The organism is Rahnella sp. BIGb0236, from assembly GCF_004364755.1.
Taxonomy (GTDB): domain Bacteria; phylum Pseudomonadota; class Gammaproteobacteria; order Enterobacterales; family Enterobacteriaceae; genus Rahnella; species Rahnella victoriana.
In genome coordinates, this window is sequence record NZ_SOAO01000005.1 from 1 (window position 1) to 15,977 (window position 15,977).

At 52.2% G+C, this 15,977-nt stretch carries 13 protein-coding genes; 6 read left to right on the top strand and 7 right to left on the bottom strand.

From position 1 onward, the window contains the following. Window positions 1-128: 128 nt before the first annotated feature. On the bottom strand, window positions 129-1,490 hold the full coding sequence (locus EDF78_RS11740; RefSeq protein ID WP_095924744.1) for an APC family permease: 1,362 nt from the start codon (window positions 1,488-1,490) through the stop codon (window positions 129-131). 608 nt (window positions 1,491-2,098) lie between these two features. Here EDF78_RS11740 and EDF78_RS11745 point away from each other — a divergent pair. Next, window positions 2,099-2,914: an AraC family transcriptional regulator gene (locus EDF78_RS11745; protein WP_133823150.1), complete on the top strand. Its 816-nt coding sequence runs from the start codon at window positions 2,099-2,101 to the stop codon at window positions 2,912-2,914. On the opposite strand, the gene EDF78_RS11750 is transcribed toward EDF78_RS11745, so the two are convergent. After that, a complete protein-coding gene (locus tag EDF78_RS11750; protein ID WP_133823151.1) occupies window positions 2,904-3,539 on the bottom strand; it encodes a LysE family transporter in 636 nt (211 codons plus the stop codon). The two genes, EDF78_RS11745 and EDF78_RS11750, sit on opposite strands and share 11 nt — an antisense overlap. Then, window positions 3,536-4,828: a hypothetical protein gene (locus tag EDF78_RS11755; RefSeq protein WP_133823152.1), complete on the bottom strand. Its 1,293-nt coding sequence runs from the start codon at window positions 4,826-4,828 to the stop codon at window positions 3,536-3,538. Before EDF78_RS11755 ends, EDF78_RS11750 begins: the two co-directional genes overlap by 4 nt. A 141-nt stretch (window positions 4,829-4,969) precedes the next feature. On the opposite strand from EDF78_RS11755, the gene EDF78_RS11760 reads away from it, so the two are divergent. The 4 genes from EDF78_RS11760 to EDF78_RS11775 all read left to right on the top strand — a co-directional run bounded on the left by EDF78_RS11760 (window position 4,970) and on the right by EDF78_RS11775 (window position 8,596). Further along, entirely contained in the window at window positions 4,970-5,629 is a 660-nt protein-coding gene (locus EDF78_RS11760) for a DUF1345 domain-containing protein (RefSeq protein WP_133823153.1), read from the top strand. Window positions 5,630-5,790: 161 nt separating this feature from the next. After that, window positions 5,791-6,609 (top strand): transporter substrate-binding domain-containing protein, encoded by an 819-nt coding sequence (locus EDF78_RS11765; protein WP_119827004.1) that lies wholly within the window; start codon window positions 5,791-5,793, stop codon window positions 6,607-6,609. Next, window positions 6,609-7,433 (top strand): amino acid ABC transporter permease, encoded by an 825-nt coding sequence (locus tag EDF78_RS11770; protein WP_095924738.1) that lies wholly within the window; start codon window positions 6,609-6,611, stop codon window positions 7,431-7,433. The genes EDF78_RS11765 and EDF78_RS11770 overlap by 1 nt, the downstream gene beginning before the upstream one ends. Before the next feature lie 26 nt (window positions 7,434-7,459). Then, window positions 7,460-8,596, top strand: coding sequence for a pyridoxal phosphate-dependent aminotransferase (locus EDF78_RS11775; RefSeq protein WP_133823154.1), 1,137 nt, complete (start codon window positions 7,460-7,462; stop codon window positions 8,594-8,596). Between the two features lie 93 nt (window positions 8,597-8,689). Here the strand turns inward: EDF78_RS11775 and EDF78_RS11780 are convergent, their stop codons facing one another. From EDF78_RS11780 to EDF78_RS11800, 4 genes are all read right to left on the bottom strand, one after another. Beyond that, complete coding sequence (locus tag EDF78_RS11780) at window positions 8,690-10,477, bottom strand: chitinase (protein WP_133823155.1); 1,788 nt, start codon at window positions 10,475-10,477, stop codon at window positions 8,690-8,692. Window positions 10,478-11,296: 819 nt separating this feature from the next. Beyond that, window positions 11,297-12,241 (bottom strand): LysR family transcriptional regulator, encoded by a 945-nt coding sequence (locus EDF78_RS11790; RefSeq protein ID WP_243839450.1) that lies wholly within the window; start codon window positions 12,239-12,241, stop codon window positions 11,297-11,299. Window positions 12,242-12,378: 137 nt separating this feature from the next. Further along, window positions 12,379-12,921, bottom strand: coding sequence for a glycosyl hydrolase 108 family protein (locus tag EDF78_RS11795; RefSeq protein ID WP_119827012.1), 543 nt, complete (start codon window positions 12,919-12,921; stop codon window positions 12,379-12,381). A gap of 21 nt (window positions 12,922-12,942) precedes the next feature. After that, window positions 12,943-13,389 carry a winged helix-turn-helix domain-containing protein gene (locus EDF78_RS11800; protein ID WP_133823156.1) on the bottom strand — a complete coding sequence of 149 codons (447 nt, stop codon included), beginning with the start codon at window positions 13,387-13,389 and terminating at the stop codon, window positions 12,943-12,945. Between the two features lie 448 nt (window positions 13,390-13,837). Between EDF78_RS11800 and EDF78_RS11805 the strand changes: the two genes are divergently transcribed. Further along, window positions 13,838-15,901, top strand: a complete 2,064-nt coding sequence (locus EDF78_RS11805) for a glycosyl hydrolase family 18 protein (protein ID WP_133823157.1) — start codon at window positions 13,838-13,840, stop codon at window positions 15,899-15,901. Window positions 15,902-15,977 lie beyond the last annotated feature (76 nt).

Consider the following 15,977-nt stretch of genomic DNA (forward strand, 5'->3'; position numbering starts at 1 on the left):
GCAATACGCATAAAAAAATCCGGAAACGAAGAACGTTTCCGGATTTTTACACAGCCATAGGATCGTTCAAGTGATCCTTAACTGATCGGCATTACTCCCGCAGGAGCCATTTTAAGAGCAACAACGCGTTACGCCACGTCTTCGTATTGCGGTACCGGATTGCGGAAACTTTTGGTCATGCAGGCCAGATAGATAAAGCCGATTGCGCCCCAGATAAGTCCGAGCACCATCGATCCTTCTTCCAGATTCACCCACAAAGCGCCGACGGTCAGCGCGCCACACAGCGGCAGCAGCAGATACTGGATATGGTCGAGCAGCGTTTTGTTGCGCTTCTCGCGGATCCAGAACTGCGAAATCACCGACAGGTTCACGAAGGTAAAGGCCACCAGCGCACCGAAGTTAATCAGCGCCGTGGCGGTAACCAGATCAAAGTTAATCGCCATCAGGGCAATCGCACCGACCAGCAGCACGTTGAAAGACGGCGTACGCCATTTCGGATGGATATAGCCGAAGAAACGTTTCGGGAATACACCGTCGCGCCCCATCACATACATCAGGCGGGAAACGCCCGCGTGCGCCGCCATGCCGGAGGCCAGCACGGTGATGCTGGAGAAAATCAGCGCGCCAAACTGGAACGCCCTGCCCGCCACCTGCAACATGATTTCCGGCTGTGAGGCATCCGGATCTTTAAAGCTGGAGATATCCGGGAAATACAGTTGCAGGAAATAGGTCGCGGCAATAAATATCACACCGCCGATTAAGGCCGTCAGGAATATCGCCCGCGGGATCACCCGTTCTGCGTCTTTGGTTTCTTCCGATAAATTACTGATACCGTCAAAACCGGTAAATGAGAAACACAGAATGGTCGCGCCGGTAATCATCGGCACGGTATGGGCATTTTCACCCCAGAATGGTTTGGTGCTGGTCAGCGTGCCGTAACCGGTGCCGTGATCAACGCCATAAATCACCATGCCGGTGATCACCGTGATCAGCACAATCTGCAGCACCACCACCAGCGTATTAATGTTGGCGACGGTTTTGATGCTGCGCAAATTTGACAGCGTCATAAAGCCAACCAGCACGACCACAAATATCCACGACGGCACCGACGGCACCAGCGCTTCAAAATAGATTTTTGCCAGCAGGATGTTGATCATCGGCGCGAACAGATAATCGAGCAGCGACGACCAGCCGACCATAAAACCCACCACCGGATGAATGGCTTTTTGTGCGTAGGTATAGGCGGAACCTGCCGAAGGATAGCGGCGTACCAGCTTGCCGTAACTCAGCGCGGTAAACAGCACGGCGATCAGCGCAAAGGCATACGCCGTCGGCACATGGCCGTCAGTCAGGCCGGAGACAATACCGAACGTATCGAACAGTGTCATGGGTTGCATATAGGCCAGACCTATCATGACAACCGGAATCAGCGTAAGACTTTTACGTAATTCCACGCGGGAAGAGGACCCTGTGACGAGATTATCCGACATGATGTTGATGTCCCATGACGGAATTCGCCGCATAAAAAGAGTGCTGCACCATTGATGTTTCCTCGCGACATGTCTGTCGGTATTTAAAGTAAATATCTATCCGGTACTGTGCCCGGCCTCTGTTTTTGAATGTTTTCTTGTACGAAGAAAGGCTTCGTCAATGAAGTAATAGCGGATAATTCCCCGTTTTGCGGGGCGCATATTTTGCCTTATTAAGTAGGGAATTGACAAGCCAGGTAAGAATAAATGCAGGCAATAAATAAAATAGTCAGCAAAAACGAGCACGTATTGCCAAAAAGGTTTCGTGATCGTTTTGTTAATTGTTTTTATCCTGTAAAACAAAAATGAATTAGCCGTCATTCCCGTTATAAAATATCGGTAATGCGTTTCTGAAAATAACGACTGCGCCTGTTATTTAACATTCAGAGCGTGCCCCGATCTTTACCTGCGTCAGCATTGCCTTATGGGCAAATTCTGAAAATCCCAGCCTGTTGAGTTGAAGATGAATTTTCCTCGCTTTTGTTGTTAACATTTTGTGCTATAAATTTTACATAAGAAAAACCTATGCAGTCCCTTTTTCAGCGCAGCAATGATTTTCGGGGTGTAATGTGTCTCTTTCTATTTCTGAATGGACGATGGCAAATGACATTGAATGCTCGCATCTGACCGCGAGTAATTCCTCATTTCCGCGTCATACTCACGATGAATACGTCATCAGTGCCAATCTGACCGGCACGGAAGAAATCTGGCTGCACGGCAAAACCGGGCTGGTGCGCGGCGGCGACATCACGATTTATAATCCGGCCACCATTCAGTCGTCCCGGTTTGGCGACGACAAAGTCGAATTCCTCAGCGTGCATATTCCCCAGTCATTACTGCGTCAGGTTTCGGTTGATCAGAATCTGCGTTCCGACCACTGCGCGCCGGTGCTCACCGAAGGCGTGCTCAGCAATCCGGCATTGTTTTCCGCGCTGTGTCATTACAAACGCACGCTGAACGATGACGATCAGGAGCAGAATCTGTTGTGGCTGCTGGGTGCTTTGCTGGAAGAACCGGCGAGGGAGCAGGAACAGTCTTTGCGGCCGATTACGCTGGCGCTGGATTTTATGCGCGACCATCTGACGCGGAAAATCCATCTCGACACGCTGGCGCAAATCAGCGGACTGAGTAAATTCCACTTTGTCCGCCTTTTCCGCCAGCATATCGGTATGCCGCCGCTGCAATACCATATGCAACTGCGTTTACTGGAAGCCCGTAATCAGCTGCGCAAAAACAATAACGCGCTGGATGTGGCGATCAGTCTCGGCTTTTACGATCAGAGCCACTTTATTAACACTTTCCGTAAAATGATGGGGATCACGCCCCACCTCTATTCCCTGTCGCTCCACGCCTCTTCATCCCTGAGCCAGCCGGTTATACGATGAACTCGCGGTAACCGGTGATCACCACGTACAACGCAAAGTACGAAAAGATCACCGCCGAGGCCACGTACGAATATTTCAGCATTTTGGTGCCGAGCATTTTGCCGCCGAGGCTGCCCACCGAACAGATCACCACGGTCCAGAACACTCCGGCGATAAAGAAGCCGCTGAGGAACCACGACGCCACCACCGGCCCGCCGTGTCCCATACGGGAAATCAGCGCGCCGCCGACCGCCGCAAACCACAAAATGGCGGTCGGAGACGACATGGCCAGCAGGACGCCGCGACCGAAATTGCGGATCACCGAACGCGGCTGCGCGTTGTCACCGGTTTGCAGATCTTCCGCCGGTGCCAGCGCCGCACGGATCATTTTGTAGGTAAACCACATCAGCATCAGCGAGCCACCGACCCACAGCACCCAGCGCACGCTCTGGTATTGCAGCAAAATCGTCATCCCGGCCAGCGCCAGCACCGCATAGATCAGATCGCCGATGCAGGTGCCGATCCCCAGCCAGAAACCGTGAAAATACCCCCGCTGCATCGCCAGCGTCATCATGGCGATGTTGGCAATCCCTATATCCAGACACAGCGACAGGCTGAGCAAAAATCCATTTGAAAACGGCATCATAACGGGACTCTCTTAATTAACTGGTTGTATTCAATCATGTCGTTGGTGGTGCCAAGGCGGGCCATCAGGATCTCAACATCTTCAGGGTTGTTATGCGGGCAATGTTGCAGCATGAACGCCTGCGCGCGATCCGCATCGCCGCCCAACAGTTCCTCACTCATCAGACGGGTGAGGTCGGCCATTTGCCGGCAGAACAGTTCAGGATGGAAAACCACCGACTCCGCCGACAGTTCAATGCAGCCGTGCTCGCGCAGATAATTGAACTGGATCCACGCGGCACCGGCATCGGGATAACTCGCCGGACCCCGGCGCAGGTAGCGCAGCATTTCCAGGAAGTAGATCCGCGCCAGCACGGTAGGGTCGAGCTGCAACCCCCCGGCCACCTGTGGCGTCAGGCACATCAGCAGGCCAAACTGATCGGCCAGCGCTTCCTGCACCATCATCGATCCCCAGCGATCTATCTTGCTGATTTTCGGGAAGACGTTTTCGTTACGCACCAGCGAGTGCCCGAGATCGTGCCCGCGGAACCAGGCGATCAGATAACGCTGGCAGGCATGGCAGTCCGGCAGGGCGTCGTCTGCCCAGCCCATTTTTATCGCTTCATTGCGCGAGAACAGTTCAAACAGTTGCAGATAGGTGTTGGCGAATACCACCGTACGTTTGACCGGTGAATACTTCAGCCCCTCGTCTTCCGGGAAGAAATAGGCAAAGTGTTTGGGATAGGTATTGGCCTCTCCGGCAATGCCGAACAGGTTGATGATTTTGTACGCGCAGCCCGGCATCGCCAGTAAATCGGCAGAGATTTCCTTTTGCAGATACAGCAGGCTTTCCGGGAACAGGCTGTCCATCACATCGGAGATTTCCTGCAACACAGGCGCAGGCTCGCCAAACCATGAGGAATAAAAGCTCTGTTTCGATTTTCCGACCCACGTCGAGGTGCGGCCAATGCCGAGCACCAGCTGCTGTTCATTCAGCCCGGCAATTTGCGGCAAGATTGTTTTTCCGCAACTGTCATCCGCCAGCATTTCCGCGCGCAAAAACAGCCCGCGCCGGGTATCGGGATCGTCAAACAGCGGTGCTAAACGGAAACACTGAATCGACATCTCCTCACGCAGTGCTTCCAGCAAACGGCTTTCGCAGGCCGCTTCCAGCTGGTTGATGGCTTCGGTCAGGCGCAGGCAGTAATGAATAGTTTGCAAAGCTTTGGGATTTAAATTTTCCGGGGCATCCAGATCCATCATTGAAACCTGATATGCCGCCGCGGCTGGCCAAAATGACGTTGTAAACATAGTGTCAAACCCTTGAGCGCAATGGAGAGGGTTCACTACATCATTCCCGTACGATCGGGTATTGGAAGAAATTGCGCATCCCCATGACGGCCAGCGTCTACAGTTAGGTTATCCGTTTCTTTATGCCAGGTGCCTGACACCATGCGTTTTTCCCTGCTTCACTCTTTTCATGGCCGGAGCCGGTTACTGATTTCCCTCGTTGCCGGACTGCTGTGCTTTTTTGCCCTTCCCGCCCATCTGGGCGTGTTGCAGCGCCTGATGATTGGCTGGAATGTGCTGGCCTGGCTGTACCTGTTTTTTCTGTGGTTTCGCATGTTGCGCACGGAGGCGAAAGATATCCCGCATATCGCCAAAACGCAGGATGAAAGCGCGACGCTGGTGCTGACGCTGGTGACCATCACCTGTCTGGTGAGCATTCTGGCGATCCTGCTGGAACTGGGTTCGCTCAAGACGCTGACCGGCACCGCCAAAGGCTTACATATTCTGCTGACCGCCACGACGCTGATTGCCTCCTGGGCGCTGCTGCCGACCTCTTTCGCTATGCATTACGCCCATCACCATTATCTGCGGCGCAGCAAAGACGTCACGCCGATGATCTTCCCCGAAAAGCCGGACGCGCCGGGTTACTGGGATTTCCTGTATTTCTCGTTCACCATCGCCGTGGCGTCGCAGACCGCTGACGTGGCGACCGGCACCACCGACATGCGGCAAATCGCGCTGCTGCAGTCGGTGATTTCCTTTGTGTTTAATCTGGCCATTCTCGGGCTGTCGATTAACGTCGGCGCCGGATTACTCAGTTAGCAGGAGGGCGGGTTTGAAGTAATGCGCTGCCATGAGGGGGATTTTCCGCAGAGTTCACTGTAAGTCTGAAAACCCGGAATTTAGACTTCTATACGTCTAAAACTTAGTGTAGGTTTTTACAATATTTCCCCATTCTGGTTACGTTTAAGGAAACTTTGTTTATGCGCACTCCGTTTGTTGCTGTGACTCTCCTTGCCGCCACGCTGTTTTCCGCCGCCTCGTTTGCCGGTACCACGCTGGATCGCGTGACCAAAACCGGCGTGCTGCGTAATGCCATCGTCAACGACTATCCGCCGTTCGGTTTTATTGATGACAATAATCAGCTGGCCGGTTTTGACGTGGATGTGGCGAAAGCCGTGGCGCAGCGCATGGGCGTGAAGCTGGAACTGATCGCGCCGGGCTGGGAAACCATCGTCGGCGGCAAATGGCAGGGGCGCTGGGACACCTGTATCTGCTCGATGACGCCGAATACCGAGCGCGCCAAAGTGCTGGATTTCCCGACGCCGTATTACAACTCTCCGGCGGTGCTGGTGGTCAATAAGAAAGACGACAGCATCAAATCGGCCGCCGATCTCAGCAATAAAAAGATCGGCGTCGGTATCGGTTCGACTTACGAAACTTACCTGCAAAAAACGCTGGTGATCCCCGGCAGCAAACCGATCGTCTTCCCGTTTGATAACGTGCAGGTCATTCCGAGCGACGAAGAAGTGGCGTTCCAGAATCTGGCGCTCGGGCCGGGTGTCCGCCTCGACGGCGTGGTGTCCGATCTCGCCACCGCCAACGCCCGCATCAAACGCGCGCCGGTGTTTAAAATCGTCACTGAACTGTATGCCGAACCGAACTGGATAGCGACCGACAAGGGCGATGCCGAATGGGATAAAAAAGTGGCGGACACCCTGAAATCGCTGCGCGACGACGGCACGCTGGCAAAAATCTCGCAGCACTGGCTGGGTGAAGATATTACGCACGAGGTTCCCTGATGCCGCAACTGCCGGACAGCCAGCCGAAGGTGGACACGCCTGCGCGCTGGCACCACGCACACGCGTTTACCTTTAAAACCGGGCTGACGTGGCTGATCCTGCTCAGCCTGCTGCTCGGCACCTTCAGCAAAATGGGGCTGGATTGGAGTCTGATCAGCCAGAAACTGCCGTTCCTGCTCGGCCTGCGCCTGTCGCCCGACGGTTTTATTCAGGGCGCGGCGCTGACCATTATGATCACCGCCTGCTCGATGTTTTTCTGTCTGCTGATCGGACTGGTCACCGCGCTCGGCCGTATGTCCGGTAACGCGCTGGCGTTCGGCTGCGCCACCTTTTACGCCTCGCTGTTTCGCGGTACGCCGCTGCTGGTTCAGGTGCTGATTATCTATCTGGCGCTGCCGCAGTTCGGCATTGTGCTCGGTGCGCTCAGCTCGGGGATCATTGCGCTGTCGATGAACTACGGCGCGTATCTGGCCGAAACCATCCGCAGCGGCGTGTTGTCGGTGCCGCGTGGTCAGCAGGAAGCGGCGCTGGCGCTCGGCGTGTCGCGCTGGACAGTGGCGGTACATGTCACCGCGCCACAGGCGCTGCGCATCATCATTCCTCCGGCCGGTTCGATGTTTATTTCGATGCTGAAAGATTCGTCGCTGGTGTCGCTGATGGGATTGTGGGAACTCAATTTTCTGGCGCAATCCTACGGGCGCAGCACTTACCGGTATATGGAAATGCTGGCCACCGCCGCCGCGATTTACTGGATCATGTCGATCGTGCTGGAACTGTTGCAAAGCCGTCTCGAGCGACGTTTTGCCCAGGGGCATCGCCGCTAACTTCTGACTTTTATCGCAGGTATGTCATGGCTTTTCCTGAAGATTTTCGTTTAATCAGTTATCTCTCCCGTCTTGAGCATGCCGTGCGTTTCCCGCTGTCGTCGTCCTATCCGGAATCGATGAGCACCGACACGCTGTTTGCGCTGGCGGGCGAAGCACATCGCGCGCCATTTATGCAGGCCGTGCTGGATTACCCGCCGCTGCGCGGAACGCCGGAACTGCTGGCCGCCATCGCGACCACTTACGACCGCATCACGCCCGACGACATCATCAGCTTTGCCGGAGCCGACGAGGCGATTTACGCCTGCTTCCAGATGCTGCTGAACGCCGGTGATCACGCGGTGGTCATTACGCCCAATTATCAGTCGCTGGAAAGCGTGCCGCTGTCGCGTTGTGACGTCACCGGCGTGGCGCTCGATGAAAACAACGACTGGGCGCTGGACACTGAAAAAGTGCGCGCCGCCCTGCGTCCTGAAACCAAAGTGCTGGTGATTAACTTTCCGCATAACCCGACCGGCGCGCTGATCAGCCATCAGCAACTCAATGAACTGGTCGACATGTGCCGCGCGCGCGGGATCTGGATCTTCTCTGACGAAGTGTATCGCCTGACTGAGTTTGATCCGGCGGACCGGCTGCCACAGCTGGCGGATATATATGAGCGCGGCATTTCGCTGAATGTCACCTCGAAAGCCTACGGCTTGCCGGGTCTGCGCATCGGCTGGGTGGCGTGTCAGGATAAGGCGTGGATGCGGGAACTGGAGCGCATGAAGCAGTATCTGTCGATCTGCAACGCCCTGCCCGGTGAAATGCTCACCACGATTGCCCTGAATGCCCGCGCCCCGATCCTCGAACGGGTGATGCAGCGTTCACGTCATCAGCTCACCCTGCTGACCACTTTTCTGGCGCGGTATCCGCATCTGTTTCAGCTGTCTCTGCCGAAGGCCGGGGTGCTGGCGTTTGTGCGTTATACCGGTGCGGAAGGCGCACAAGCTTTTGCCACACAACTGGTGGAACAGGCTGGCGTGATGGTGATCCCGTCCGTGGCCTATGCCTCGGAACTGACCGCCGTGCCGGAAGATTTTCTGCGTATCGGCTTTGGCCGGGCGAACCTTGAGCAGGCATTAACAGAAATGGGTGCCTGGCTGGATCAACGGCCGTCATAAGATTGCCGTTCAGCGGATGAAAAAAATGGGCGCGGATATCGCACCCATTTTAGTTTTCCCCGATGAACGGAAACCGGACAGCTTACATAAAGGTTACTTACAGGCTTTGATCTCTTTCCACTGTGACCATTCACCGGTGAACGACGGGTTACCTGGCTCATTATTCTGAGTCCAGTAATTCGCCAGATACTCTTTACCTTTCCAGTTAACACTTTCGCCGCCGTTATACACTTTGCCGGCATCCCAGTTGTTGGCGCAGCTGGTGCTGGTGCCTTCATCCGGAATTGGCAGTACCTTCGGCGTGACGGTCAGCACATAGGTTGCCACACTGCTTTTCTTCGCGTCGGAAACGGTCAGGGTGAAGTTGAAGCTTTGTTTGCGGGTGACTACCGGTGCAACAAAACTCAGCGATTCACGATCAGCGCCCGCCAGCGTATTACCGTTCGGCAGCAACCAGCTGTAGGTCAGTTTGTCGCCATCCGCATCGGTAGATTCCGCTGCGTTGAGCGTCACATTCGCCTGACTTTCCACTTCGCCAATCGGACCGGACAGTTTTGCCACCGGCGCGGAATTGCCAGCTGGCGCAGGGGTCGGTTCCGGTGTTGGTGCTGGCGTCGGCGTTGGTTCAGGCGCTGGCGTCACCGCTTCTTCCTGCCCGGCGTCATCCACCACTTTCACGTTAAAGAAGTGCTGGACGCAGCGTTTGTAATCGCCTTCCTTGAACGCCGAGAACGGCGTCTGGTAGCCGACCAGCTGACAGGAATACGTCTGGCCAGTCGGCGTTTCTGCTGACCATCCCCAGTCCTGTTCCCAGTACTGTGGCAATGCGCCCGCGCCGCCTTCATCAAACTGCTTCATGTTTTTACAGCCCAGCACTTCATTGGCCGGAACCGGCACGTTCAGGTATTCGGCTTCACTTTTGTAATAGGAAATACGGTTCAGGCCCTGCGCGATTTCCTGTGCGCCACCGCATTCGACACCGCCGTTGATGATCTGAATGGTCACGCCGAACCCCGGGACCAGACCGTTGGCTTTATCCCGATCGTTCGGCTGCCAGGTGCCGTCGATCACATGCAACATGCTCGGTTTCGGCGCCTGCGGCGTCACGAAGAAGAACACCGCGCTGGCGAGGTTCAGCCACGTATCTGCCACCAGCTCCGGTTTATCCAGCAGGGTTCTGACCGTGCCAAACATCGCATCGGAGAACGGTCCGTAGTTGTAGTTATAGGAGAGCTGTTTAGCGCCGCGACCGAAGTAGCTGACGAAATCACCGTCGGCATCTTTGCCGCACGGCCAGGTTTGTCCCTGCCAGACGTTCGGATTACATTCACCGTTGTAGCCGCCTTTCTGTCCTTCCTGCCAGCCCATTTCCCGCAGGTAGACCAGCCCCTGACGCCATTCGGCTTCCGGACGCCAGCTTTCGTGGCCGCCGGTTTCCTGTGCAAAGTGCGCGAACATGGTGGCCAGCACCTTGCGGCAGATAGCATCGGAATCACGCCCGTCGGTGTAGGTGGCGCACACCGCCGGGAACTTACCAATCGCCTGCAGGAACCGGGTATAGGTGTAACTTGGTTCGCGCAGAGGGAAGATGTGCTCCCATTTATCGCTGCCCAGAATGCTGTCCACCCGCTTCACGTTGGCCGGGTTATCGCTGCGGCCGGGGGCGATTTTGTCTACCGCATCATTATCCAGCGTGCGGATAGAAGCCTTCACTTCCTGCATCAGCGGATTTTGGGTGAGGCTGTTTTCTTTTTTAATCAGGTCACTTTCTTTGATGACATAGGGGTCTGACGCATCCGCGGCTATTGCCGTCCCCGTACCCGCCAGCAGACAGGAAAGGGTAATAAGAGGAATAAGCGATGTATGTTTAATTCTGCGCATAAGGATAACCTTATATATTGAGAGAGGGAGTTAAATGCTGAAAAACATTTTCTGCATACTGTTAACTGGCCAGAGTGACTGTCATGCGTCCCTGCCCTGTCAGAGAAAAGGCTAATCGCTTCAGCGCATCACCCCCTAATAAAATCAGAGTCATAAACATCATAAAAGCAGGATGATGTTTATCAAATAAAGCCTCTCACGTTCGTGCAGATTAAAAAAATGCGGACTGATCCACCAGGGATCAATCCGCATCATTTATAACGCAATAATAGACTTCCAGTTACTCAGTGCGTTTACTGTTGGGTAAACGTAAAGGTCGTTGCCCACTTTTTAACACAGCCAATCACTATTATTAATAATGGCCCACCTGATACACCTCCGGTCCCGGAGGAAATAAAAATCATATTGAAATGCTTTCCCTTTCAATAAGAACAATCCGTAAAGTAAAACCGGTAAAAAAACAATACAACATGTTGCGCAAAGTATTTATAAATATCATCCACCGCCGGTTTGGTTTTACATCGCATAATATCATGCACAACCCCCTTCCGTGAACGATATAACTGATCCTGAAACTCATCATTCTAACCCGACAAACCCAACTTCTTTTGCCTGAAAACTGTTCGGATGAAAACCCTGCAGATAGATGAAGTGCCATTCATATAACTGTCACAATCATCACCGGGTTATCACGCAGTAATAATCATTTCACCTCAATAATTAATTTTAATCATCTGGTGCAGATTATCGATAAAACACACATTAAAAATTAAAATATTCTGTTGTTAATACGGTCAATCGTATTTCCTGCCACATGTTTCACACTGACTCGGGACTGTTAAGCTGAGACATCACCAGATGAACGTAACGCCGTTTGCTGCTGTTGGTGAGGTAGTTCATGTAGACGCTGGAGTCATTGATAGAAATTTCCTTAGGGAGATCAAAGCATTTTAATTTACAGTGCCGTTCCTTGATGAAGTAGTCCGCCAGTAATCTGGGAAGCACCGTGAGCATATCGCTGCGTTCAAGGGCGCTGATGATGCCGTTGATGGAAGAAGACCGGTAAATCACTTTAACCAGGCCAGCATAGGGCGTATTAATCGTCAGCGTGGTGCCCAACAGGCCGGTGAAATCATTATAAATACCGTCGTTATAAACTGCATGGGGTAATGCGTAGTAATGCATCAGGGCCAGCTCTTTCTGATTGGATAATAAACTGCTCGCACCGCACAGAATAACAAAATTATCCATGGAATCTATTTTCACCGAGGTGATTTTATCATGCTGCAGGGCATGATGCGAAATGACCACATCAATGTTTGCCTGCAACAAACTCTTTACCATCTCATCACTCTTAATATTATTCACATTTGAAAATTCAACTTTTACTGTTTTCCCGCTGTCGTTCTTATACATCCGGTTAAAATAATAATCTTCCAGGGCATCCGGGCACATCACCCGTAAAATTGCGCAGGAAGGACCTTCAGTGCGGCTCGACTGTAAAACGTCTTCAATGATGGTGATGGCATTAACAAAAGAATCATGAATATCCAGCGCCGTGGCCGTCGGTTTCAGTCCGGTTGCCGTGCGGTAGAACAAATCCTCCCCCAGATGACGCCTGAGTTTATTTATCGATAAACTCACTGCCGAGGGTGTAAGGCTCAGATTCTCCGCTGCTTTTGAAATATTCCCGGATACAATCACTTCGTTCATTATCTTGATCAGATTGTAATCAAAATTAATTGCACTTCTTTGATTCATCATTCACTCTCCAGATAAAAGGGATAGTTTACTGCGAAATAAATAGCACAGTTCTTTATGCATTTTGTTTTCATAAAAATCTACCCTTTATAGACACAGGTAATGCACAGAGTTCAGAATAAAAAATATTGCGCCATATATTAAAGATTTATCCGTCCCTTCATCCAGCCATAGACAAAGCTTTCATTGGCCGTGCGACCTTCGGCCAGTTCCAGATAACGTTGCCCCTGGCTGCAGTTGAGAGAAGTGACCAGCACACCCGCCCCTTCGGCACCGCGCTTCTGGATGAACTGCTCAAGTGCCTTCAGCGTGCCGGGGCCGATCCTGCCGTCCACCGCGATATCGGCATACTGCGAGCCTCCCTGATTAAACACATTCAGCCAGCGTTGCAGCCATTTGATGCCGACCACCGGCCCCATGTTAGTGCCGGTATCGCACAGTTCCAGCGCCAGTACCGGCGCGATGACATAGACCTTGTCAAAACCCGGCTGATACCAGTAATTTTTCTCGAGGATCAGGTAGGCATCTTCTTTAGTGAAATCGGTCATTTTTCCGGTGTAGCCGTAACTGCGGGCGGTTTTTTCGGTGATCCCCCAGTGGGTCGGGCCGCCGGTATCGTCCGGGTGGTCCACATAACCCCCTTCGTTTTTCAGCACGGAATTGATCACAGGATTGGTAAACATAAGGCCTTCCTCCGACAACGGTTAAAGTTGAAGCGTCAGGAACAACGCACTACCGAGCACCAGCAGTGAAACGACAACACCCAACAGCCACCACCACGGCCTGACACGTTTGCCAGGTGCCGTCTTCTCTTCCATGACTTCGACCGTAGCAGACGTACTGACCCGGATACCCGATTTCGGTACGGTGATGAAGAATTCATCCAGCCCGGCAAATTTAAGATCACGTCGGATTAAATAAAGGGTTTGGGTCAGGCTGGCATCGCTGGTGAATTTACTTCGGCTTCCCCATAATGCTTGTGATATCGCCTCTTTCTCGATGACTTCATCTTTTGCATGCTCGATAATATAACTCAGACAGCGGGCTCTCATTGAGGTCAGTTTAATATTCACATCACTGTGAAGTTTTTTAAACTCCTTGGTTTTTTCATTAAACACATATTCACTGTTTATCAGGTACACAGCCATCATCTTCTCCCCTCCATTATTTCAGTCATCTGAGAAACCCCGCTAAATCTATGCTGATGATCAAGCGTATCTGCTTTTATTATTTTCTCCACAGGCAATAGGAATAATATTAAGTATTTTAGTTAAGATGTGACTGAATCAATAAAAAACGGGGCCTATTGAGTCAGACTCAAAAACAATTTAATTCTCACTCAATATCATGGTGGGGCACAACTTACTGAAAGATAGTGTTTTTAATGATAAATTTGGGATAACTCATTTTGTTATCAGCGTGATTATTGATACTGATAAAATTAGCCAACTTTTACCGCTCAAAAAGCAATCACAAATTTTAGCTTAGTCACTTTTATTTATATCTCAATGTGATTTGCCGGATTTTATTTCCAGGTCGAAGATATCCACCAGCAGCAAACGGCTGTTGATGTATTCATTCAAATCTTAGGAAAATACTATGCCTACCAGCAAAATTATTAAGACCGATGAGCTGACCCAGTCCTCCTATAAAGACGACGGATTTAATCCAGCCACAGAAACAGAGAAATACAGCTATACCTCCGCACGTGTGACTAAACCGGTTTATAACAAATATACTAAAGCTAATAAGCCTAAAGTATTTGGCTATTATACTGACTGGTCTCAATATGATGGCCGTTTACAAAACCCAAAGATTGAGGCAGATAAAAGGGGTCGTGGTTTTGATCTGGCAAATATCCCGCCAACCGCTTATGACAAAATCATCTTTGGTTTCGTCGGCATCGTCGGCGATCAGGGTGAAAAAGCCAATACCGTCGCAAGTGCCGCGCAACAACTGGGCAAATCCACCCATCAGGCAACGTTCCTGGATCCGTGGGGTGACTTTGCCTCCAGCGTCAACAACAATCTCGACAATCCGGGCTGGGTTGAGCTTTCTCCGACCAGTGCGACGCAAGCCAATGTAAAAGGGCTGGTTGGCGGGTTGCGTGATCTGCAAAAACGCGCCAAAGCCGTCGGGCATGATCTGGTACTGTCGATGAGTATTGGCGGCTGGACCCTGAGTAACGGTTTCCACAACATGGCGAAAAGCGCAGATGGACGTACCATCTTTGCCAAAAGCGTGGCCAGTCTGTTCACCCGTTTCCCGATGTTCAGCGAAGTGGATATTGACTGGGAATATCCGGGTAATGCCGGCAATAACAACCCGTATGACGATAATGATGGTGCAAACTATGCGTTACTGCTGGCTGAAATTACCAAAGAGATGAAAGCCATCAAGCGTTCTGATGTGAAAATCAGTATCGCCAGCTCCGCCGTTGTCGCCATTCTGGAAAAATCCAACGTTTCTGCCTTACTGGAAGCTGGCCTGTACGGCATTAACGTCATGACGTATGACTTCTTCGGTACGCCGTGGGCAGAAAAACTGGCTCACCATACCAACCTGCGTGCGCTGGTTGAAGGCGGATTTGGGGTCGATACTATCGTTGAATACCTGTTGGCTAAAGGCTTCCCGGCCGATCGTATCAACGTCGGTTATGCGGCTTATTCCCGTAATGGGCAGAATGCCGTGCTGGAAAGCTATTCTCCGCTGGAGGGCACTTACTCGCCAAATGAGGGGAAAACAACCGTCGGTTCATTCGAAAGTGGCACCACCGAATGGTACGACCTGGTGAATAACTATCTGGATCTGGAAAGTCAGTCAGGCCGCAACGGCTTTGAGGTGTACACCGACCAGGTAGCGGATGCGGATTACCTTTACAGCAAAGATTCCGGCCTCTTTATGTCCATTGATACCCCGCGTACCGTGCGTGAAAAAGGCCGTTATGTCATTGAAAAAGGGCTGGGTGCGCTGTTTACCTGGACCATCGATCAGGACAACGGTCTGCTGGTCAATGCTGCCCGTGAAGGCCTCGGTTACGCTATCGAGCAGAAAGTTATTGATATGTCACCTTTCTACTTTGAAGGCGTCAATGTCAGTGGTCAGGTGCCGGATGATGAAATCCCTGCAGAAAGCAATGTTGCACCCACCGGTGACATCACCCTGCAGGTGTTCAGCGGTGCGAAAGTGCGTCTGAGTGGGGCGGGTTCTGCCGATAAAGACAACGACAAACTGACTTATAAATGGACCGCGCCAGCCGCGATTGCGCTGTCCTCTTATAGCGCTGTATCGGCAGACTTCACTGCGCCGGAGCTGGTCAGTAAGTCTGACTTCAGCTTCTCTCTGGTCGTCACCGATGAGCATGGTGAGAAATCACTGACCAAATCCATCGTCGTGACGGTGCTGGGTGATGCAGCCATTGAGCCGGAACCAACGCCAGAGCCGACGCCGGAACCGACTCCGGAACCGGAGCCAACGCCGACGCCTACACCAACGCCGTCTCCGGCGGGCAAATATGCCACCTGGGATGCCAGCAAAGTGTACAACACGGGCGACAAAGTCAGTCTGAACGGCAAAGACTATCAGGCAAACTACTGGACTCAGAATAACCAGCCGGGCAAAGCCGAGTTTACCGGTGAATGGTCACAGTGGAAGCAAATCTGAACCTCGTCAGACTTGAGATAAATCTCTTCTGACCTGTAATAAACCTTTTTTGACCTGTATAAAAAGTACCACGGGG